This is a genomic window from Bradyrhizobium acaciae (assembly GCF_020889785.1).
Lineage (GTDB): Bacteria > Pseudomonadota > Alphaproteobacteria > Rhizobiales > Xanthobacteraceae > Bradyrhizobium > Bradyrhizobium acaciae.
In genome coordinates this window covers 46964-67080 of the sequence record NZ_JACMYK010000002.1, presented here as the reverse complement: position 1 = coordinate 67080, position 20117 = coordinate 46964, and the positions used below count along the sequence as shown (strand labels likewise).

General features: G+C 65.3%; 20 protein-coding genes. 12 read left to right on the top strand and 8 right to left on the bottom strand.

The features are described from left to right. Positions 1-125 precede the first annotated feature (125 nt). The 3 genes from lepB to H8A92_RS01480 all read right to left on the bottom strand — a co-directional run bounded on the left by lepB (position 126) and on the right by H8A92_RS01480 (position 3053). Positions 126-896, bottom strand: coding sequence for a signal peptidase I (gene lepB / locus H8A92_RS01490; protein WP_229183437.1), 771 nt, complete (start codon positions 894-896; stop codon positions 126-128). Continuing rightward, entirely contained in the window at positions 896-2320 is a 1425-nt protein-coding gene (tldD, locus tag H8A92_RS01485; RefSeq protein ID WP_229183436.1) for a metalloprotease TldD, read from the bottom strand. Before tldD ends, lepB begins: the two co-directional genes overlap by 1 nt. 277 nt (positions 2321-2597) lie before the next feature. Continuing rightward, the gene (locus tag H8A92_RS01480) at positions 2598-3053 is read right to left on the bottom strand and encodes a winged helix-turn-helix transcriptional regulator (RefSeq protein WP_338026487.1); all 456 of its coding nucleotides are present in this window, start codon (positions 3051-3053) and stop codon (positions 2598-2600) included. A gap of 115 nt (positions 3054-3168) precedes the next feature. On the opposite strand from H8A92_RS01480, the gene H8A92_RS01475 reads away from it, so the two are divergent. Genes H8A92_RS01475 through H8A92_RS01465 form a run of 3 tightly spaced genes read left to right on the top strand, consistent with a single transcriptional unit; the run spans position 3169 to position 4701 of the window. Beyond that, entirely contained in the window at positions 3169-3561 is a 393-nt protein-coding gene (locus H8A92_RS01475) for a DoxX family protein (RefSeq protein ID WP_229194106.1), read from the top strand. 10 nt (positions 3562-3571) lie between these two features. Continuing rightward, on the top strand, positions 3572-4075 hold the full coding sequence (locus H8A92_RS01470; RefSeq protein ID WP_229194105.1) for a DsrE family protein: 504 nt from the start codon (positions 3572-3574) through the stop codon (positions 4073-4075). A 32-nt stretch (positions 4076-4107) separates the two neighbouring features. Then, positions 4108-4701 carry a TlpA family protein disulfide reductase gene (locus H8A92_RS01465; RefSeq protein ID WP_229194104.1) on the top strand — a complete coding sequence of 198 codons (594 nt, stop codon included), beginning with the start codon at positions 4108-4110 and terminating at the stop codon, positions 4699-4701. A 21-nt stretch (positions 4702-4722) separates the two neighbouring features. Here H8A92_RS01465 and H8A92_RS01460 read toward each other — a convergent pair whose 3' ends face one another. After that, complete coding sequence (locus H8A92_RS01460) at positions 4723-5277, bottom strand: invasion associated locus B family protein (protein WP_163159557.1); 555 nt, start codon at positions 5275-5277, stop codon at positions 4723-4725. Between the two features lie 586 nt (positions 5278-5863). On the opposite strand from H8A92_RS01460, the gene coxB reads away from it, so the two are divergent. From coxB to H8A92_RS01420, 8 genes are all read left to right on the top strand, one after another. After that, the gene (gene coxB, locus H8A92_RS01455; protein ID WP_229194103.1) at positions 5864-6703 is read left to right on the top strand and encodes a cytochrome c oxidase subunit II; all 840 of its coding nucleotides are present in this window, start codon (positions 5864-5866) and stop codon (positions 6701-6703) included. Between the two features lie 81 nt (positions 6704-6784). After that, positions 6785-8401, top strand: a complete 1617-nt coding sequence (gene ctaD, locus H8A92_RS01450; protein ID WP_163159555.1) for a cytochrome c oxidase subunit I — start codon at positions 6785-6787, stop codon at positions 8399-8401. A 63-nt stretch (positions 8402-8464) separates the two neighbouring features. Beyond that, positions 8465-9403, top strand: a complete 939-nt coding sequence (locus H8A92_RS01445; RefSeq protein WP_229194102.1) for a heme o synthase — start codon at positions 8465-8467, stop codon at positions 9401-9403. A gap of 38 nt (positions 9404-9441) precedes the next feature. Next, a complete protein-coding gene (locus H8A92_RS01440; RefSeq protein ID WP_212012421.1) occupies positions 9442-9606 on the top strand; it encodes a CoxF protein in 165 nt (54 codons plus the stop codon). A 5-nt stretch (positions 9607-9611) separates the two neighbouring features. Beyond that, a complete protein-coding gene (locus tag H8A92_RS01435) occupies positions 9612-10241 on the top strand; it encodes a cytochrome c oxidase assembly protein (RefSeq protein WP_163159552.1) in 630 nt (209 codons plus the stop codon). A gap of 91 nt (positions 10242-10332) precedes the next feature. Next, positions 10333-11229, top strand: a complete 897-nt coding sequence (locus tag H8A92_RS01430) for a cytochrome c oxidase subunit 3 (RefSeq protein ID WP_229194101.1) — start codon at positions 10333-10335, stop codon at positions 11227-11229. Positions 11230-11435: 206 nt separating this feature from the next. Beyond that, positions 11436-11822: a DUF983 domain-containing protein gene (locus tag H8A92_RS01425; protein WP_163159550.1), complete on the top strand. Its 387-nt coding sequence runs from the start codon at positions 11436-11438 to the stop codon at positions 11820-11822. Then, complete coding sequence (locus H8A92_RS01420) at positions 11819-12583, top strand: SURF1 family protein (protein ID WP_229194100.1); 765 nt, start codon at positions 11819-11821, stop codon at positions 12581-12583. The genes H8A92_RS01425 and H8A92_RS01420 overlap by 4 nt, the downstream gene beginning before the upstream one ends. A gap of 25 nt (positions 12584-12608) precedes the next feature. On the opposite strand, the gene H8A92_RS01415 is transcribed toward H8A92_RS01420, so the two are convergent. Genes H8A92_RS01415 through H8A92_RS01405 form a run of 3 tightly spaced genes read right to left on the bottom strand, consistent with a single transcriptional unit; the run spans position 12609 to position 17514 of the window. Beyond that, positions 12609-15728, bottom strand: a complete 3120-nt coding sequence (locus H8A92_RS01415; protein WP_229194099.1) for an efflux RND transporter permease subunit — start codon at positions 15726-15728, stop codon at positions 12609-12611. Beyond that, positions 15725-16921: an efflux RND transporter periplasmic adaptor subunit gene (locus tag H8A92_RS01410; protein WP_229194098.1), complete on the bottom strand. Its 1197-nt coding sequence runs from the start codon at positions 16919-16921 to the stop codon at positions 15725-15727. Before H8A92_RS01410 ends, H8A92_RS01415 begins: the two co-directional genes overlap by 4 nt. After that, complete coding sequence (locus tag H8A92_RS01405) at positions 16918-17514, bottom strand: hypothetical protein (RefSeq protein ID WP_229194097.1); 597 nt, start codon at positions 17512-17514, stop codon at positions 16918-16920. The genes H8A92_RS01410 and H8A92_RS01405 overlap by 4 nt, the downstream gene beginning before the upstream one ends. An 80-nt stretch (positions 17515-17594) precedes the next feature. Here H8A92_RS01405 and H8A92_RS01400 point away from each other — a divergent pair, with 80 nt between their 5' ends. Continuing rightward, positions 17595-18494 (top strand): LysR family transcriptional regulator, encoded by a 900-nt coding sequence (locus H8A92_RS01400; protein ID WP_229194096.1) that lies wholly within the window; start codon positions 17595-17597, stop codon positions 18492-18494. Between the two features lie 13 nt (positions 18495-18507). Here the strand turns inward: H8A92_RS01400 and H8A92_RS01395 are convergent, their stop codons facing one another. Further along, entirely contained in the window at positions 18508-20109 is a 1602-nt protein-coding gene (locus tag H8A92_RS01395) for a DHA2 family efflux MFS transporter permease subunit (RefSeq protein WP_229194095.1), read from the bottom strand. Positions 20110-20117 lie beyond the last annotated feature (8 nt).

Genomic DNA, 20117 nt, shown 5'->3' with positions numbered 1-20117 from the left:
GCTTCTCTATCCCCATCGTCATGCCCGGGCTTGTCCCGGGCATCCACGTCTTCGGCGACCAGAAGGCAGGAAAGTCGTGGATGGCCGGGTCAAGCCCGGCCATGACGGAAAAGAGCGAGGGTGCCTTACTGCACCGAGGTGAAGAAGCGCGCGAGGCGGAAGCCGGAGAGCCAGGTCCAGACCGGCTGGCTGCGGATGCCCATGTCCCACGAGCCGACCACCGCGTCGGCGCGGCCGATCAGATTGTCGATCGGCAACAGGCCGACCCCGCCGTCGCGCACCGGCACGCGGCTGTCGGCGGAATTGTCTCTGTTATCGCCGAGCACGAACAACTGGCCCGGCGGCACCGTCACCTCGGCGGTGTTGTCGAGCCGGCCGTTGTCGCGGATCTTGAAGATCGCGTGGCTGACGCCGTTCGGCAGCGTCTCGATATAACGGTAGGCGTCCTCGCCGCCGCCGCGATCGTCTTCGGCAAAGCCGGTGCCGTCGGGCTTCAGCGCTGCCGGATGATCGTTGATGAAGAGCTGGCCCTGTCGCATCTGGATGCGATCGCCGGGCAGCCCGACCACGCGCTTGACCCAGGCCTGCGAGCGATCGCCCGGCCAGCGGAACACGACGACGTCGCCGCGCTTCGGCGTCTCGCCGAACACGCGGCCGGTTTCCGGCAGCGTGATCTGGATCGGCAGCGACGCCGCGCCGTAGCCGTAGGGGAATTTCGAGGCGACCAGTGCGTCGCCGATCAGCAGCGTCGGTTCCATCGAGCCTGACGGCACGTAGAACGGCTCGGCGATCGCGCCCTTGGCGAGGAACACGACGGCCACGATCGCAGCCAGTTGCACGGCCTGTCCGCGCCAGCTTGTCGGCTTGGCCGCCACGACTTCGTTTCCGCTGCTCACTAGCCCGTTCCTCCGACCGTAATCCGTTCCATCCTGAGCGTCGGCTGGCCGACGCCGACCGGCACACCCTGGCCGTTCTTGCCGCAGGTGCCGATTCCCGTATCCAGGGCAAGATCGTTGCCGATCATGGTGATCCTGTGGAGATCGGTCGGTCCATTGCCGATCAGCATGGCCCCCTTCAGCGGCGCGCCGAGCTTGCCGTTCTCGATCTTGTAGGCCTCGGTGCACTGGAACACGTATTTGCCGGAAGTGATGTCGACCTGGCCGCCGCCGAAATTGGCGGCATACATGCCGTTCTTCACCGAGGCGATGATCTCGGCCGGGTCGCGGTCGCCCGACAGCATGTAGGTGTTGGTCATGCGCGGCATCGGCACATGGGCATAGCTCTGCCGGCGTCCGTTGCCGGTCGGCTTCATCCCCATCAGGCGGGCATTCTGGCGGTCCTGCATGTAGCCGACCAGGATGCCGTCCTCGATCAGCACGGTGCGGTTGGTCGGCGTGCCCTCGTCGTCGATCGAGAGCGAACCGCGGCGCGACGCCATGGTGCCGTCGTCGACCACGGTCACGCCCTTGGCCGCGACCTGCTTGCCCATCAGGCCGGCGAAGGCGGAGGTCTGCTTGCGGTTGAAATCGCCTTCGAGCCCATGGCCGACGGCTTCATGTAGCATCACGCCGGGCCAGCCGGCGCCGAGCACGACGTCCATCTCGCCGGCCGGTGCCGGCACCGATTCGAGATTGACCAGCGCCTCGCGCAGCGCGCCGTCGGCGGCGTCGCGCCAAGCCTTGGTCTCGATGAAGCGGGCATAGCCTTCGCGGCCGCCATAGCCCTTGCTGCCGCTCTCCTGCCGGTCGCCCTGACCGGCGACGACGGAGATATTGACGCGCACCAGCGGCCGGATGTCGCGATAGCTCTCGCCGTCGGGCCGCAGGATTTCGACCACCTGCCAGGTCGCGGTGAGGCTGGCGGAGACCTGCCGCACCCGCGGATCCTTGTCCCTGACATAGGCATCGATCTCGCCGAGCAGTTTGACCTTGGCCTCGAACGCCGGGCCATCCAGCGGGTTCTCGTCGCCGTAGAGCTTGACGTTGGTATGCGCCGGCGCCGCGGCAAAGCTGCCGGCATAGCCGCCGCGCACCGCGGCGACCGCATCCGCCGCGCGGATCAGTGCCGGGATCGAGACGTCGGAGGAATGCGCATAGCCGACGGCGTCGTCCTTGACGGCGCGCAGGCCGAAGCCCTGCGAGGTGTCGTAGGTCGCCTGCTTCAGCCGGCCATTGTCGAACACCAGCGCCTCGGTCTGCCCGAACTCCAGGAACAGTTCACCGTCGTCGGCGCCTTCAAGTCCGCGGGCCACCTCGCGGCGGACGGCATCGCGGTCCAGATTGGCGCGGTCGAGCAGGGAGGTCGTGGCGGGATTGGTCATGGTCACTCCGACGCAATGCGATTCCTTGGCATTCCTTGTCATCCTTGCCTGAAGCGCAACTGTTTGCCAGTGCGGAACCGGAAGCAGGGATTTCGGGTCGATTGAAGCAGAGACGAGCGGTAAACTCATCTTACAACCCGGAAACCTGCGCCCGTCCCGGTTCAGGCCCGGACGGCGATCGCCAAACATAGTGGTTTGGGTGCCAAACCGGGAGTGCCTGCGACCATGCGGTCGATCACGGCAGCCCCGCGCGGTTGTCACCTTGTCGTCATCACCTTCAGCGCCGCCCGGCCTTCCGCGGCTGGCTTTCGGGTAAATCGCCATCGCCCGACGGTTCGGGCTTGGGTTGGGCGGCACCCTGCGCCGAGGTCGGAAAACCGTGCTCCTGCGCCCACCGGTACAGCTCGTCGAACACCGGCTTCAGCGCCTTGGCCGATGGCGTCATCTCGTACTCAACCCGCGGCGGCACCTCGGGATAGACCGTGCGCTTCACCAGGCCGTTGGCCTCGAGATCGCGCAGCTGGGTGGTCAGCATGTGCTGGGTGACGCCGGGAATCGACTGGCGCAATTCGCCGAACCGCCGCTTGCGCTCGACCAGCTGCCAGAGGATGTCGCCCTTCCATTTCCCGGCCAGCACCGACAGTGCGCGATGAAATTGGGTCGACAGGTCGCCGTTGCACGGCTCAGACGCCGCCGCCGGAGGCTCGGCAGACTGAATAGTCAGTTTTTTCATACTACCTCACAAAAAGCATCCTACTTGTTCTTTTCATCTTACTCCCGAATTTAGTGTACCGGAAGCCGCGGGCAGGTTGGTGCGCGGTGCGGTTCGAACCTCTCGGGAGCTATCGATGTCAGTTGCTGTTGCCGCGGCGCCGTCGCGCTGGAAATCCGTCACCTTGTGGGTCGTCAGGGGACTGCTCGCTCTGGCCTTTGCCGCCGCGGGCGCCGCCAAGCTGTACGGCGTGCCGATGCTGGTCGAGGAATTCGAGCATATCGGGCTCGGCCAGTGGTTCCGCTATTTCACCGGATCGCTGGAGCTGATCGGCGCGCTCCTGATCCTGCTGCCCCCGGTCGCAGCCTTCGGCGGCGTGCTGCTGAGCTGCATCATGGTCGGCGCCACCATCACGCATCTGTTCGTGGTCGGCGGCTCGCCGGTGCCCGCCCTTGTGCTGCTGACCTTGAGCGCGATCGTCGCCTACGCCAAGCGCAGCCAATTCGCCCTGCTCGCGAGCGCGCCGTGAGGCGGCCGCGATGCGTCTTAGCCGCCGCCTCCTGACGGTTGCCGCGGGGCTCGTGCTGGCATTCGGGGTGCCGTTCGCCGCGACATTGCTGCTCACCGGCTCGGTCGCGGCGGTCTCCAAACCAGAACCGAAGAAGCCCGAGCCGCGCGTGCATCATGTGGTGCTGCCGATCAACAGCGACGATCCGACCACGATGCGGGCGCTGATCTCGACCGCGCTCAACCTCCCGAAATATTATCGGGAGCGCAACGAGCCGTTCGAGATCGAGATCGTCGCCTACAATGCCGGCGTCCACATGCTGCGCGTCGATACCTCGCCGGTGAAGGAGCTGCTGCGGGTGGTGCGGGGGCTGACGCCGGACATCCGTTTCGTGGTCTGCGAGGCCACCAAGCTCGGCATGGAGCGTGCCGAGGGACATCCGCTGGTGCTGCTCGACAATATCGACCTGGTGCCGAACGGGCCTGGGCACATCGTCGAATTGCAGGAAGCCGGCTGGTCCTACATCCGGTCGTGAGCGATGCGGATAGTGCAAGGGAAGAACACGACATGACCTCTGTTCGCGTGCCCACGCGCCGTGCCGTCGTCGCCGGCATGATCGGCACCGGCGCCGCGTTCGCGATGCCGGTACGCGCAGCGTCGGGACCGCCGCAATTCGGCACCATCCGGCATCAGTTCACGCTTGTACAAGGCGCCCGCCCGGTGCCGCCGGTGGCGATCCCGGCGCTTGCCGGCGGTGCGCTCGATCTCACCGCGTTCAAGGGCAGACTGGTGCTGGTGAACTTCTGGGCCACCTGGTGCGCGGCGTGCCGGACCGAGCTGCCGATGCTGGACCGGCTCGCCGCCAGCGGCCGCAGCGACCTCAAGGTCGTCGCTGTCAGCACCGATCGCAACCGCGCACTGGTGCCACCCTACGTCAGGCAGTTCCTGCTCCGCCACCTCGCGATCGGCTTCGATCCGGGCGGTCTGGTCTCGCGCGTCGATGCCGCCGAGGTCGATACGCCGTTCGCGCTCTACGGCATGCCGATCTCGTTCCTGATCGGCGTCACCGGGCAGGTCGAGGGCTACATGACGGGAGAAGCAGACTGGCTGTCCGCCGACGCGAATGCGTTGTTCGACTATTATGCGGGCGGCGGGCGGTGAGCTTGCCGCGCAGCAGTCTGCCTAGGGCAATTTCTCATAGCCCTCCGCCAGGCCGTTCAGGCTGAGCGGAAAGCCGATGCCCTCTTCAGGGGTCTCGAAGATGATGAATGTCGCGGTCTTGGCGTTCTTGAGCTGGCCGAGCAGCTTGTCGTCCATCACGACCTCGGCGACGCAGCCATTGGGCAGGCAGCGGACAAAGCCGGCGCGGCCGACGTCCTGATTGTCGAGCTTCAGGCCGAGGCCGGAGGGCAGCAGCACGCCGAGCGGGGCGACCACGCGCATCAGGCGGCTCTTCTGGTCGGCGGTCTTCAGCACGATCACGGTCAGGCCGGCATTGGAGCGGTCTTCCGCTACCACGCTCTGGATCAGCGCGCATTGCTCGGCCTGAGCGCCGGGCGGGGTGTCGCAGCGAATCTGCCAGTCGCCATGGACCGAGCGCACCGCGCCTTGCGCGTTCGCGGGCCGGGTCACGCCGAGGCAGAGCGCAAGAATCACGAGGCCGCCGAGCCAGCCGGCCATCGTCAAACGCAAACCTTTGGCCTGCAAAGCTCTGGCCTGAATGTTCGAAGCGCCCATCCGGGTCGATCCTTTGATGTTCGGTCGGTCCAGCCGTCCGCCCGGCTGCCGCTAGCACGCCCGATCATGATGCGCCTCGAAAATCGCACCGTGATCTCATCTCTTTGTTTGAGCATGATCTTTTCGGAAACCGGCTGTCCCTGTTCCGGATCGTGCTCGTTAGCCGACTGATACCGCAATGACGGCGCCTTGAAGGCGATCTTGAAGCCATTCCCGCGCCGGATTGCGGCAGCCCGCAGCGAATCAGCTTCCTGTGGGCTGTCCCGTCTGTGCCTACATCCGGTAATCCCCCTGTCAACTGCGTGCGGCGGCGTTTCGGCGACTTTCGCTTGATTTTGCGGGAAAAATCGCAAGCGGCGGCTTCATCGCAGGCGCATGGCTTTCGGCCCCACTACTGCATTGCGAGCGCCTGAGAATTATGGTTTGAGAGGCTGGATTTCGACGCGTTCTAGCGATCTGGCTCCCGTACCCACCTTGACTTAGAGACGGGTATGTCCGGAAGGCCGTTTGTCAGGGCGGATCGTGCTGCATTTTCGGCCACATGCCGGAGGTGCTTTGGGGAATAATGCAAGGGAGCGCGAACGGCATGAAGATGTCGATTGGCCGGTTGGGCAGGCAATTGCTGGGGTTGGCGGTAGCGGGTGTGGCGTCAGTCGCCGCGGGATCGGCATTTGCCGAAATGGGGCAGCCGGCGCCGTGGGAGCACACGCTGCAGGCGGCGGCGACCCCGGTGATGGAAAACATCATCACCTTCCACAATCTGCTGCTCGCGATCATCACCGTGATCACGCTGTTCGTGCTGGCGCTGCTCGTCATCGTAGTGGTGAAGTTCAACGCCAAGGCCAACCCGGTTCCCTCCAGGACCACCCACAACACGCTGATCGAAGTGGCCTGGACGCTGATCCCGGTGCTGATCCTGGTCGGCATCGCGGTGCCGTCGTTCCGCTTGCTGTTCCTGGAGCTCGACGTGCCGAAGCCGGACCTGACCGTGAAGGTCACCGGCAAGCAGTGGTATTGGTCGTACGCCTACCCGGATAACGGCAAGTTCGAGTTCGACTCGCTGCTCGACAAGGACAAGCAGCCCCGCCTGCTCGGCGTCGACAACGAGATGGTGGTCCCGGTCAACAAGGTTGTCCGCATCCAGACCACCGGCGCCGACGTGATCCACTCGTTCGCGGTGCCATCCTTCGGCGTGAAGATCGACTCGATCCCCGGCCGCCTCAACGAGAGCTGGTTCAAGGCTACCAAGACCGGCGTGTTCTACGGCCAGTGCTCGGAACTGTGCGGCAAGGACCATGCCTTCATGCCGATCGCGGTCAGGGTCGTCAGCGACCAGGAATTCGCGTCCTGGGTTGAAGGGGCGAAGAAGAAATTTGCGACCAACCCGGCGAATTCCTACGCCTCGGCTGGTCAGGCGGCGCAGTAGGCCTCACGGCTTACGGCGCGGATGGAATAAGGGCGACGGGACCGCAAGGTCCGAGAGGGACTGCAAGGCAGGATTTTGAACATGGCGACAGGCGCAGCGACACACGACGATCACGCCCATGATGATCACGCCCACCATCCGACCGGATGGCGGCGCTATCTCTACTCCACGAACCACAAGGATATCGGTACGATGTACCTTATCTTTGCGGTGATCGCGGGCGTCATCGGCGCTGCGATGTCGATCGCGATCCGTGCCGAGTTGATGTACCCGGGCGTCCAGATATTCCACGAGACGCACACCTATAACGTGTTCGTGACCTCGCACGGTCTGATCATGATCTTCTTCATGGTCATGCCGGCGATGATCGGCGGGTTCGGCAACTGGATGGTGCCGCTGATGATCGGCGCGCCGGACATGGCGTTCCCGCGCATGAACAACATCTCGTTCTGGCTGCTGCCGGCCTCGTTCGCGCTGCTGCTGCTCTCGACCTTCGTCGAGGGTGAGCCGGGCGCCAACGGCGTCGGTGCGGGCTGGACCATGTATGCGCCGCTGTCCACCTCGGGCCATCCCGGTCCGGCGGTCGATTTCGCGATCCTCTCGCTGCATCTTGCCGGTGCCTCGTCGATCCTCGGCGCCATCAACTTCATCACCACGATCTTCAACATGCGCGCGCCGGGTATGACCCTGCACAAGATGCCGCTGTTCGTGTGGTCGATCCTGGTGACGGTGTTCCTGCTGCTGTTGTCGCTGCCGGTGCTCGCCGGTGCGATCACCATGCTGCTGACCGACCGCAATTTCGGCACCACCTTCTTTGCGGCTGACGGCGGCGGCGATCCGGTGCTGTTCCAGCATCTGTTCTGGTTCTTCGGTCACCCCGAAGTGTACATCCTGATCCTGCCCGCCTTCGGCATGGTCAGCCAGATCGTCTCCACCTTCTCGCGCAAGCCCGTGTTCGGCTATCTCGGCATGGCCTACGCCATGGTCGCGATCGGCGGCATCGGCTTCGTAGTGTGGGCGCACCACATGTACACCGTCGGCATGTCCTCGGCGACGCAGGCCTATTTCGTCGCCGCCACGATGGTGATCGCGGTGCCGACCGGCGTGAAGATCTTCTCCTGGATCGCCACGATGTGGGGCGGCTCGATCGAGTTCAAGGCGCCGATGATCTGGGCGGTCGGCTTCATCTTCCTGTTCACCGTCGGCGGCGTCACCGGCGTCGTGCTGGCCAATGCCGGCGTCGACCGCGTGCTGCAGGACACCTACTACGTGGTGGCGCACTTCCATTACGTGCTCTCGCTGGGCGCCGTGTTCGGCATCTTCGCCGGCTGGTACTACTGGTTCCCGAAGATGTTCGGCTACATGTACTCGGAGCGGATCGCCAAGGCCCACTTCTGGTTCACCTTCGTCGGCGTCAATCTGGTGTTCTTCCCGCAGCATTTCCTGGGCCTGTCGGGCATGCCGCGCCGCTACGTCGACTATCCGGATGCGTTCGCCGGTTGGAACCTGATCTCTTCGTACGGCTCCTACATCTCCGGCTTCGGCGTCCTGATCTTCATCTACGGCGTGATCGATGCCTTCGTCCGCAAGGAGCAGGCCGCGAACAATCCGTGGGGTGCGGGTGCGACCACGCTGGAGTGGACGCTGACCTCGCCGCCGCCGTTCCACCAGTTCGAAGTGCTGCCCCGCGTGCAGTAAGTCCAAGACAACGCGGCGCACCCAAGGTGCGCCGCGCCTTTTGAAGAGAAGCGAGACCTGATCTTGTCGGTTGTCGATCACAACGCCATCGAGCTGCCCCGGATCTCCGAGGCCGAAGTGGGCGACTACATCGCGCTCTTGAAGCCGCGCGTGATGTCGCTGGTGATCTTCACCGCGCTGGTCGGGCTGATGATTGCGCCGGTGCACGTGCATCCGGTGCTGGCGTTCACCTCGATCCTCTGCATCGCAGTCGGTGCTGGCGCTTCCGGCGCGCTCAACATGGCCTATGAGGCTGATGTCGACGCGCTGATGACGCGCACGGCCAACCGGCCGATCCCGCGCGGCCGGATCACCCCGGCCGAGGCGGCCGCCTTCGGCCTGACGCTCGCCTTCTTCTCGGTGATGACGCTCGGCATCCTGGTCAACTGGGTGGCGGGCGCACTCCTTGCCTTCACCATCGTCTTCTACGCCGTGATCTACACGATGCTGCTGAAGCGCTGGACCGCGCAGAACATCGTGATCGGCGGTGCCGCCGGCGCGCTGCCGCCGGTGGTGGCGTGGGCCGCCGCGACCGGCTCGCTCTCGGTCGAACCGATCCTGCTGTTCCTGATCATCTTCTTCTGGACCCCGCCGCACTTCTGGGCACTGGCGCTGTTCCGCAGCGACGACTACGCGCGCGCCGGCATCCCGATGTTGCCGGTCGTTGCCGGCCCCGACGCGACCCGTCTGCAGATACTGCTCTACACCATCGTGCTGGTCGCGGTTGCGCTGGCGCCGTGGCCGCTCGGCTATTTCGACGCGATCTACGGCATCACCTCGCTGGTGCTTGGCGCCGGCATGCTGTGGCTCGCGATCGAGGTCTACCGCCGCCGCGAGGGTGTTGCGGCCAACCGCGCCACGCGCCGGCTGTTCGCCTTCTCGATCCTTTATCTGTTCGCGCTGTTCGCCGTCCTCCTCGCCGAGGTCGTGGTCCGCGCGATCCTGCCTGTCTTCATCGGGTAGGGACGCCGGGGGGCGAGATGGGTGCGCACGGGATACCAATGGACGACAAGAACGAACCAGAAGGCATCGTCCTCACCGAGGCGCAGCTCAAGAGCCGCCGCCAGCGCTCGATCGCCATTGCGCTCGCGCTCGGCGTCATGGTCGTGCTGTTCTTCGCCGTCACGCTCGTCAAGGGGCCAGCCGTGCTGGTGCGGCCGCTGTGAGTGAGATGGCGAACCAGGGACCGCAGCAAAGTGAGGGCGCCAAGGTCACGCGCCGCACGCTGACCCGCGACGCCATGGTCGCCTCGATCTGCGGCTTCGTCGTGGTGCTGATGCTCGGCGCCTCCTACGCCGCCGTGCCGTTCTACAACTGGTTCTGCCGTACCACCGGCTTCAACGGCACCACCCAGGTGGCGACCTCGGTGCCTTCGGATGCGCCGCTCGAGCGCACCATCGCGGTCAGCTTCGATTCCAACGTCGCGCCGGGCCTGCCCTGGAAGTTCGAGGCCGAGCAGACCACGATCGACGTCAAGATCGGCCAGGTCGTCACGGTCTATTACACCGTGACCAACCAGTCCGCGCGCACCACCACCGGTCAGGCCGCCTACAACGTCGCGCCGCTGACGGTCGGCGCCTATTTCCAGAAGATCAACTGCTTCTGCTTCACCGAACAGACCATGGCGCCGGGCGAAAAGCGCGAGATGGCCGTGGTGTTCTATGTCGATCCGGCGCTGGCCAAGGACAGCGAGAACGACACGCTGAAGAACATCACTTTGTCCTACACCTTCTTCCCCGTGCGCGACGCCGCGCCGAAGCCCGTGGCGGCGGGCGAGGCGGAGCAGCGCAAGGGCGGCTAGAGCATGATCCGGTTTTCCGAGAAGATCATGCTGATGAGATTGGAATTCAAGATTAAGACGTGCCTTGCGGCACGCGAATGGAGAGACGGCAATGGCTGAGGCGCAAGTCAAGCATCACGACTATCATCTCGTCGACCCGAGCCCGTGGCCGGTGGTCGGCTCGGTCTCGGCCTTCATCATGGCGCTCGGTGCGATCGGCTGGATGCACCACATGTTCTCCGCGGCCCCGATCGTGTTCGGCGTCGGCACCATCGGCGTGCTCTACACGATGGCGAGCTGGTGGGGCGACGTGATCAAGGAAGCCCAGTACAAGGGCGACCACACCCGCGTGGTGCAGATCAGCCACCGCTACGGCATGATCCTGTTCATCGCCTCCGAGGTGATGTTCTTCGTCGCCTGGTTCTGGGCGTTCTTCAATTCGGCGCTGTTCCCGGCCGATGCGGTGCATGCCACGCGCGATGCGGTGTTCGGCTGCGGCGCCGGCACGGCGATGGGCGCCTGCTCCGTTCCCGGCACCTGGCCGCCCCACGGCATCGAGACCTTCGATCCCTGGCATCTGCCGCTGCTCAACACGCTGCTGCTCCTGACCTCGGGCACCACGGTCACCTGGGCGCACCATGCGCTCTTGGAGAACGACCGCCAGGGCCTCAAGCAGGGGCTGATCCTCACCGTGATCCTCGGCGCCCTGTTCACCTGCGTGCAGGCCTATGAGTATGCCCATGCGACGTTCTCGTTCGGCGGCAACGTCTATGGCGCGACCTTCTTCATGGCGACCGGGTTCCACGGCTTCCACGTGCTGGTCGGCACCATCTTCCTGCTGGTCTGCCTGATCCGCGCCTATGCCGGCCACTTCACGTCGAAGCAGCATCTGGGCTTCGAGTTTGCCGCCTGGTACTGGCACTTCGTCGACGTGGTCTGGCTGTTCCTGTTCATCTGCATCTACGTCTGGGGCCACGGCGCCGAGTCGATGGCCCACGGCGCCCACTAAAGCGCAGGCCGACGTGCTAACAAAGGGGCGGCCGAATGGCCGCCCCTTTGCGTTTCCCCTCTCCCCTTGTGGGAGAAGGTGGCGCGAATGTAATCCGCGCCGGATGAGGGGTCTCTATCTGCGGAGACAGACCCCTCACCGGGCTACATCTCGCTCTGCTCGATTTCGCCACCCTCTCCCACAAGGGGAGAGGCGGAAGGAACCAAATGACGGACACCCCGCCCACTGTGACCGAGAGCGCGCTCCGCGGCATCGCCTGCCGGTGTCCGCGCTGCGGCAAGGGCAAGCTCTATTCCGGCTTCCTGACGCTGGCGCCGCGCTGCCAGGCCTGCGGCCTCGACTTCGCGTTCATCGATGCCGGCGACGGGCCGGCGATCTTCGTCATCATGCTCGCCGGCGCCATCGTGGTCGCGGCGGCGCTGATCGTCGAGGTGAAGTACCAGCCGCCGTTCTGGGTGCATGCGGCGCTGTGGCTGCCGTTGATTGTGGTGACCACGATCCTGCCGCTGCGTTCGATGAAGGCGCTCTTGATCGCGCTGCAATTCCACCACAAGGCCGCCGAAGGCCAATTGATCGAGCGCGATCCGAAATGAATGAGACCACCACGACCCATCGGCCGAGCGCGGCCGGCTTCGGCATTTTCACGTTGATCCTGATCGCGGTGTTCATCGCGCTCGGCGCCTGGCAATTGCAGCGCCGGGTCGAGAAGCATGCGCTGATCGCTGCACTCGAGGCCCGGCTGGCTGCTCCGACCGAGGCGCTGCCGCCGCCATCGGCATGGCCCACGGTGACTTCGGCCAAGGATGAATTCCGCCGCGTCACCCTGACCGCGACCTATGCCAAGCAGCCCGACGCGATGGTGTTCAGCTCCGGCTCCGCGGTGCGTGACGACGTCTCGGGACCCGGCACCTGGGCATTCCTGCCGGCGAAGCTCGCCAGCGGCGAGACCGTCGTGATCAACACCGGCTTCGTCCAGAACACGATGCAGGATCGCACCTTCGAGGAGCGCGTCACCGGGCGCCTCGTCACCGGCACGCCGGTCGAACTCACCGGCTATATCCGCTTTCCCGAGCCGCCGGGCCGGCTGACGCCGAAGGAAGATCCGGCGAAGCGGCTGTGGTTCGTGCGCGATCATCGCGCGATGGCGCAAGCGCTCGGCTGGGGACCGGTCGCGCCGTTCTATATCGACCTCGAGGCGCCGGTGCCCGACAGCGGCGCGCCAAAGCCGGGGCCGCTCAAGGTGCGGCTCAAGGACGACCACATGCAGTACGCCATCACCTGGTTCTCGCTCGCCGCCGCGGTCACGATCGCGTTCGGCCTGTGGTGGCGCGGCCAGCGGCGCAGGGCAGGTTAGGGCGGTTCGTGCCGGAGGGGTGATGTCACAAGGCTGCTTCGGCTTCGTGTGGCGCGACCTTCCGCGCACCTCTGCGCAGCTTGGCTAACGAACGGCTGATCCTGTCGAGATAGATATACACGACAGGTGTCGTGAACAGCGTCATCAGCTGCGAGACGATCAGCCCGCCGACGATCGCGAAGCCGAGTGGCTGGCGCAATTCCGATCCGGTGCCGGTGCCGATCATCAGCGGAACGCCGCCGAGCATCGCGCACATCGTCGTCATCAAGATCGGGCGGAAGCGCGCCCGGCAGGCCATGTAGATCGACTGTTCGGCGGAGACGTGCTGGTGGCGCTCGGCCTGCAGCGCGAAATCGATCAGCATGATGCCGTTCTTCTGCACGATGCCGATCAGCAGAATGATGCCGATCAGCCCGATCACGTCGAGCCCGAGGCCGAATGCCCACAATGCGACCAGCGCGCCGAGTCCGGCGGACGGCAGGGTCGAGAGGATTGTGATCGGATGGATCGTGCTCTCATAGAGCATGCCGAGGATCAGATAGACGGCGACCACCGCGGCCAGGATCAGGATCGGCGTCGACGCGAGCGCTGCCTGGAACGCCTGCGCGTTGCCCTGGAAACTGGTGACGACGGTCGAAGGCACGTGCAGGTCGGCGGTCGCCTTCTGCACCGCGGCGACCGCGGTCCCCACCGCCGTGCCCGGCGCCAGGTTGAAGCTCAGCGTCACTGAGGGAAACTGGCTTTGATGATTCACGGAGAGCGGCGCGGTGCCGTAGTCGATGCTCGCGATCTGGCTCAAGGGCACCATCGTCCCCGCAGACGAGCGGACATAGATGCGGTTGAGCGCGTAGGGGCCGAGCTGGAACGACGGATCGACCTCGAGGATCACGTAATAGGTGTTGAGCGTCGTGAACAGCTGGGCGACATGCCGCTGGCCGAATGAATCATAGAGCGTGTTGTCGACCGCGGCCGGATCGATGCCGAGGCGGGAGGCGGCGTCGCGGTCGATCTGCAGCTTGAGCTGACGCGCGGCATTGGCCTGGTCGGTCGCGACGTCGGCCAGTTCCGGCAACGTCTTCAGCTTCTGATACAGCTTGCCGGCCCACAGATTGAGCTCGTCCTGGTTCACGTCGGTGAGGGTGAACTGGTACTGCGTCTTGGACAGGCGGCTGGCGAGGTTGATGTCCTGCGTCGCCTGCATGAATACCGACATGCCTTTGATCTTCTGCAGCGCGGTGTCGAGCTGGCGGATCACCTGATCGGCGGACGCGCTGCGCTCGTTGCGCGGCTTCAACAGCACGAACAGGCGGCCGTTGTTCTCGGTCACGGTCGGACCGCCCGGTCCGATATAGCCGGTCGCATTGGCGACCGAGGGGTTCTTGGAAATGACATCGATGACGCTTCGTTGCAGCGTCGCCATCTGGGCCGGCGAGATATCAGCCGAGGCTTCCGTGATGCCGGTGATCATGCCGGTGTCCTGCTGTGGGAAGAAGCCCTTGGGGATGGCCACGAACAGCAGGCCGGTCACCGCCACGCTTGCCAGCATGATCGACAGCGTCGTGGCCTTGTAGCGCAGCGCCGCGGCAAGCACGGCCTCATAGCTCGTCTGGATCGCAACGAAGCCGCGTTCCAGCGTGCGCGAGATGATCCCGGCCTCGCCGCCCCGGTGCGGCGACAGCAGATAGGCGCACATCATCGGCGTCAGCGTCACCGAGACGATCACCGACACCACGATGGCAACGCACACCGTGACGGCGAATTCCTGGAACATGCGGCCGATCACCCCGCCCATCAGCAGCAGCGGAATGAACACCGCGATCAGCGAGACCGAGATCGAGATAATGGTGAAGCCGATCTCGCCGGCGCCCTTCAGCGCGGCCTGCATCGGCGAGAGGCCTTCCTCGATATGCCGGGAGATGTTCTCGATCATCACGATGGCGTCGTCGACGACGAAGCCGACCGCGATCGACAGCCCCATCAGCGACAGATTGTCGATACTGTAGTTGAGCAGATACATCACGCCGAAGGTGCCGATCAGCGAGATCGGGACCGAGACTGCGGGGATGATGGTCGCCCACAGATTGCGCAGGAACAGGAAGATCACGCCGACCACCAGCGCGATGGTCAGCACCAGGGTGAACTGAACGTCGGCGACGCTGGCGCGGATCGTTTGCGTGCGGTCGGAGGCGATCGTGACCTTGATGTCGGACGGCAGGCTCGACACCAGCTGCGGCAGCAACCTCTTGATGCCGTCGACCGTACTGATCACGTTGGCGCCGGGCTGGCGCTGGATCGCGAGGATGACGGCCGGCTTGTCGTTGTACCAGCCATGCAGCGTGATATCCTCGGCCGCCACGACGGCGTGCCCGATGTCGCGCAGGCGTACCGGCGCGCCGTTGCGATAGGCGATGATCAGGTCGTCATACTTGCTCGCGGCCAGTACCTGGTCGTTGGTGGCCAGCGTATAGGCCTGCTGGCTGCCGTAGAGCACGCCCTTGGGCTGGTTCACGGTGATGTTGCCGAGCGTGGTGCGCAATTGCTCGAGATCAAGCCCCGCGGCGGCGAGCTTGGCCGGATTGACCTGCACCCGGATCGAAGGCTTCTGCATTCCGCCGATGGAGACGAGCGAGACGCCCGGCACCTGCGACAATTTCTGCGCCAGGATGCTGTCGGCGTAGTCGTCGACCTTGGTCAGCGGCTCGGTGTCCGACGTCAGCGCGATCAGCAGCACCGGCACGTCGGCCGGATTGACCTTATGGAAGGTCGGCGGCGACGGCATGGTCTTGGGCAATTGTCCCGATGCTGCATCGATCGCAGTCTGTACGTCCTGCGCGGCCGCATCGACGCTGCGGTTCAACGCGAATTGCAGCGTGATCTGGGTGTTGCCGAGCCCGCTGCTCGAGCTCATGCCGGTCAGGCCCGCGATCTGCCCGAACTGCCGCTCCAGCGGCGTTGCGACCGAGGAAGCCATGGTCTGCGGGTCGGCGCCGGGCAGTTGCGCGGTGACCTGGATGGTTGGGGTATCCACGGTCGGCAGCGCCGAGACCGGCAGCCGCACGAAGGCGATCATGCCGACCAGCACGATGGCGACGGCAAGAAACGCGGTGGCGACGGGCTTGCGGATAAAACCTGCGGAGACGTTCATGGCAGCATACCTGCGCTTGCAGTGGTTGCGTCCTGGACCTGGTCTTTCTTGTCATCGGGCACGATCTCGACCGTCGTCCCCGGATTGAGCCGGTACTGACCAGCGGTGACGACGGTCTCGTTGGCTTTGAGGCCCTGCTCGATCAGGACCTGCCCGTCGCGCGATTGGCCGGTCGTGATATTGCGGATGCTGACGACGTTGTCCGGGTCGACCGCATAGGCGAAGCTGCCGTCAGGACCCTGGCGCACCGCCGTCAGCGGCACGGTGAGCGCATTGTGCCGAACCGCGATCGTCAGGTGGACGTTGACGAAGGTGCCTGGCCACAGCGTGTTGCCGGCATTGGGAAACGATGCCTTCAGCTGCACGGTGCCGGTCGAGCTATCGACCTGGTTGTTGATCAGCATCAGGCTGCCGTGGTCGAGCTTGTGCTTGTTCTGTGCGTCATAGACGTCGACCGATGCGTCGCCGGACGCCAGTGCCTGCCGCACGCCGGGGATATCACCGGACGGCAGCGTGAAGATCACTGCGATCGGCTGTAGCTGGGTGAGGACCACGAGCCCGTTGGTGTCGGTCGGGTGCACGATGTTGCCGGGATCGATGCGGCGGATGCCGGTGACGCCGTCGAACGGCGCCGTGATCGTGGCAAAGCTCAGTTGGGTCTGCGCGGCCTCCAGCGCCGCCTTGTCGAGCGCGACGGTGCCTTCGCCCTGCGAGACCTGCGAGTCCTGGGTGTCGAGCAGTTGCTGGGTTGCAAACCCGCGATTGGCGAGCGGCTGCGTTCGCGCCAGGTTGGTCCTGGCGTTCTTCAGGCCCGCCTCGTCGCGCGCCAGCGCGGCCTCGGCCTGGTCGACCTGGGCCTCGTAGACGCGCGGGTCGATCCTGGCGAGCACGTCGCCGCGCTTGACCTGCTTGCCTTCGACGAAATCGACGCTGTCGAGCGTGCCCTGGACCTGCGTGCGTATGGTGGCCGTGTTGATCGGCGTCACCGTGCCGAGGCCTTCGAGCACGATCGGCACATCATGCTGCAGGACCTTCGCCGCCGTCACCGGAACGGCGGACGGGATGGGGTCCGACGCGGCCGCCTGCGGAGCCGCATGCATCGCGGTGTCCGGCAGATACACGGCGTAGGCGCCGGCGCCGATTGCGGCGGCCACCAGGACCACGCCCGCGATCTTTGAGGTCTTCGATGTCATGGGTCACCAGCTCCGTCGGTTGTCCGGCGGCCGATCGTTGCGACCAACTCCAGGACAAAGGTTTCGGCTGCGCTGGCCGCGGCCGCTTCAGCTCCGCGGCCGGCAGTCAGGTCGAGATTGATGATGCGTGCGTCGAGATCGGCGGCGCGCAACGCGCCGATCAGGCTGCCTTGCGGCGCGTCGTCGTTGCGATGAACGACCAGTCGGATCGCAGCCACCGTCGGCACGATGCGAAAAGGCAGTGCGTCGGCGGCGACGTCGACCGCGACAATGCCGCCGCAGGGCAGCTCGCCCCGCAGCGCCAGTTCGAGCATGCGCCGCGCAAGGTGCCCTTCGCCGAGCAGGATCAGCTGCCGCGGTGTCATGCCGGTGCGATCGAGCGCCTCAGCGACGCCGCTCAGGATCCCGGCATAGCTGGTTTCGCGAAGCGCGATCGGCAGCCATGTCGCTTGCGGCGTCAGCCGCCGCCAGCGCGCGAAGGTCTCCGGCACCGCGATATCAGGGGCCTCGGAAACGGCCAGGACGCCGACCAGTACGTGCGCGTCGGCGCGAAGGGGCGGGGTTGCGATGGTGCAGTGCGGGCTCTCGGGCATGTGCAGAAGGTGGGTCCGAGGCCGATATTATTCAAATGAATTGTCTTTATTCACCAATTCACATTATGCATGATGATGCCATGCGGATGCGCAATCTCGACCTCAACCTGCTGCTGGTGTTCGACGCCGTCATGCGCGAGCGCAGCGTGGTGCGCGCGGCCGGCGCGCTCGCGATCAGCCAGCCCGCCGTGAGCCACGCGCTGAACCGGCTGCGTCATGCGCTGAAAGACCAGCTGTTCGTCCGCACGCCGTCCGGCATGCTGCCGACGCCGCGCGCGGAAACGCTCGCGCTGCCGGTCCGCAAGGCACTGAGCGATCTGCAGCTAGCGGTCGAGGGCGATCGGTTCGATCCGCCGCAGGCGGAGCGGCGCTTCAGCATTGCCGTCAACAATTATGCCGCGGTGGTCGTGGCCGGCGGGATCATCGCGGCGGTGCGCGCGCAGGCGCCCAAGGTACGGCTCACGCTGGTGCCGAGCGGGACGCTGAATCTCGCCGACCGGCTCGATCGCGGCGAGCTCGATCTTGCGATCTCGGCGCGGGCGCTGGATGGCGCGCGCTTTGCATCCCGCCCCTTGATCGAGGATCGCTTCGTCGCGGTGCTGCGCGCCGGTCATCCGGCCCTGCGCAAGAAGCTGACCGGCGAGACGCTGGTCGAGCTACCGCACCTTGCGATCACCTCCAGCGGCGAAGATCTGGATTTCATCGACGCCTGGCTGCGAGCCCGCAAGGCCGAGCGCACCATTGCCTCCGACGTGCCGTATCTGTCCGCCGGCGCGGTCCTGGTGCAATCGAACATGGTTGCGATCCTCGGCCGCAAGCTCGCGCTCGAATTCCGCCGTGCCTATCCGATCGAGATGCGGGATCTGCCGTTCGACGCATCGAAGCTGCAAAGCGTCATGAGCTGGCACCGCCGCTTCGACGATCTGCCGGCACACCGCTGGCTGAGAGACACGATCATTGCCGCAACCAGCGGCATCTGATCGCAGCAGTTCGTCAATGGCCGACAGGCGCGGGACCACCAAGCTTGACCTTGCGCAAGGTCAGCGCCAGCGGGATGGCCGACAGCGCGATCAGCATCAGCACCCAGAACGCATCCATGTAGGACAGGAACGAGGCCTGGGTCTGCACCTGCTGGCCGATCCACTGGATCGCCTGGCTGTGGGCCTGCGCCAGCGAATTGCCCTGTGCCACGAAGAAGTCGGTGACCTGGTGCAGCGTGTCCTGGTATTGCGGGTTTGACGGCGTCACCTGCTCGACCAGCCGGCTCTGGTGGAATTGCTGGCGATGCGTCAGCACGTTGGAGACCAGCGAGACGCCGATCGAACCACCAGTGTTGCGCGCCGCGTTGATCAGTGCCGACGCCTGGTCGGTCTTCCCGGGGGGAATGCCGTCATAGGATGCCGTCATGATCGGAATAAAGATCAGCGGCAGGCCGACGCCGATCAGCATGCGCGAGCGCGCCATGAACCAGAAGCCGAGATCGCCGTAGACGTTGGTCATGCTGTACATCGAGGCCGCGATCACCAGCGCCCCCATGATGATCAGATATTTCGGCTGCACCTTGGCGGCGAGCCGGCCGACCACGAACATCATCAGCATGGTCACCACGCCGCCGGGCGAGAGCACGAGGCCGGCCCAGGTCGCGGTGTAGCCGAAATCCTGCTGCACCAGCTGCGGCAGGAACTGGGTGGTCGCAAGCAGGATCGCGCCGGTCGCCAGCATCACCAGGAAGCTCGCGCCGAACTGCCGGGTCGCGACCATCCGCAAATCGATCATCGGATTGCGGCGGGTCATCTCCCACGGGATCATCAGCACGAATGCGATCGCGCAAATCGCCGCTGAGATGACGATGAAGGATGATCCGAACCAGTCGTCCTCCAGGCCGCGGTCAAGCGTCACCTCGAGCGCGCCGAGGAAGGTCGCCACCAGCGCGAAGCCGATGAAGTCGAACGAGTTGTCCGGCTTCTGGTCCTTGTTCTGGTCCCTGGCCTTCGCCGGCTCGCGCAGCACCACGGCGATCGCGACGGTCGCGAACAGGCCGACCGGCGCGTTGATCAGAAAGCACCAGTGCCAGGACAGATTGTCGGACAGCCAGCCGCCGAGCGTCGGGCCGACCACCGGCGCCACCACCACGGCGACGCCGAACACCGCGAACGCCTGCCCGCGCTTGGCCGGCGGGAACGCATCGGCGAGGATCGACTGCGCCACCGGCACCATGCCGCCGCCGCCGAGACCTTGCAGGATCCGGAACAGCAGCAGCGCATTCAGATTCGGCGCGAAGCCGCACAGGATCGAGCTGACGGTGAAGATGCCGAGGCAGATCAGGAAGAACGTCTTCCGCCCCAGCATCTTGGCGAGAAAGCTGGAGGCGGTCAGGATGATGGCGTTGGACACCAGGTAGGAGGTTACCACCCAGGAGGCTTCGTCCTCGCTCACGCCCATGCCGCCGGCGATATAGGGCAGCGCGACGTTGGCGATGGTGGTGTCGAGCACCTCCATGAAGCTCGCGAGCGCAACCACGATGGCGATCAGCCAGGGATTGACGGCAACGCTCGGAACCGGGAGGCTTTTGGCATCGATTGCTGCTGCGCTCATGACAGCCT

Excerpts from the sequence above, each read along its gene's own strand:
- tldD (WP_229183436.1), bottom strand. The coding sequence starts at position 2,320 with ATGACCAATCCCGCCACGACCTCCCTGCTCGACCGCGCCAATCTGGAC.
- H8A92_RS01480 (WP_338026487.1), bottom strand. The coding sequence starts at position 3,053 with ATGAAAAAACTGACTATTCAGTCTGCCGAGCCTCCGGCGGCGGCGTCT.
- H8A92_RS01475 (WP_229194106.1), top strand. The coding sequence starts at position 3,169 with ATGTCAGTTGCTGTTGCCGCGGCGCCGTCGCGCTGGAAATCCGTCACC.
- H8A92_RS01470 (WP_229194105.1), top strand. The coding sequence starts at position 3,572 with ATGCGTCTTAGCCGCCGCCTCCTGACGGTTGCCGCGGGGCTCGTGCTG.
- H8A92_RS01465 (WP_229194104.1), top strand. The coding sequence starts at position 4,108 with ATGACCTCTGTTCGCGTGCCCACGCGCCGTGCCGTCGTCGCCGGCATG.
- H8A92_RS01460 (WP_163159557.1), bottom strand. The coding sequence starts at position 5,277 with ATGGGCGCTTCGAACATTCAGGCCAGAGCTTTGCAGGCCAAAGGTTTG.
- coxB (WP_229194103.1), top strand. The coding sequence starts at position 5,864 with ATGAAGATGTCGATTGGCCGGTTGGGCAGGCAATTGCTGGGGTTGGCG.
- ctaD (WP_163159555.1), top strand. The coding sequence starts at position 6,785 with ATGGCGACAGGCGCAGCGACACACGACGATCACGCCCATGATGATCAC.
- H8A92_RS01440 (WP_212012421.1), top strand. The coding sequence starts at position 9,442 with ATGGACGACAAGAACGAACCAGAAGGCATCGTCCTCACCGAGGCGCAG.
- H8A92_RS01435 (WP_163159552.1), top strand. The coding sequence starts at position 9,612 with ATGGCGAACCAGGGACCGCAGCAAAGTGAGGGCGCCAAGGTCACGCGC.
- H8A92_RS01430 (WP_229194101.1), top strand. The coding sequence starts at position 10,333 with ATGGCTGAGGCGCAAGTCAAGCATCACGACTATCATCTCGTCGACCCG.
- H8A92_RS01425 (WP_163159550.1), top strand. The coding sequence starts at position 11,436 with ATGACGGACACCCCGCCCACTGTGACCGAGAGCGCGCTCCGCGGCATC.
- H8A92_RS01420 (WP_229194100.1), top strand. The coding sequence starts at position 11,819 with ATGAATGAGACCACCACGACCCATCGGCCGAGCGCGGCCGGCTTCGGC.
- H8A92_RS01415 (WP_229194099.1), bottom strand. The coding sequence starts at position 15,728 with ATGAACGTCTCCGCAGGTTTTATCCGCAAGCCCGTCGCCACCGCGTTT.
- H8A92_RS01410 (WP_229194098.1), bottom strand. The coding sequence starts at position 16,921 with ATGACATCGAAGACCTCAAAGATCGCGGGCGTGGTCCTGGTGGCCGCC.
- H8A92_RS01405 (WP_229194097.1), bottom strand. The coding sequence starts at position 17,514 with ATGCCCGAGAGCCCGCACTGCACCATCGCAACCCCGCCCCTTCGCGCC.
- H8A92_RS01400 (WP_229194096.1), top strand. The coding sequence starts at position 17,595 with ATGCGGATGCGCAATCTCGACCTCAACCTGCTGCTGGTGTTCGACGCC.
- H8A92_RS01395 (WP_229194095.1), bottom strand. The coding sequence starts at position 20,109 with ATGAGCGCAGCAGCAATCGATGCCAAAAGCCTCCCGGTTCCGAGCGTT.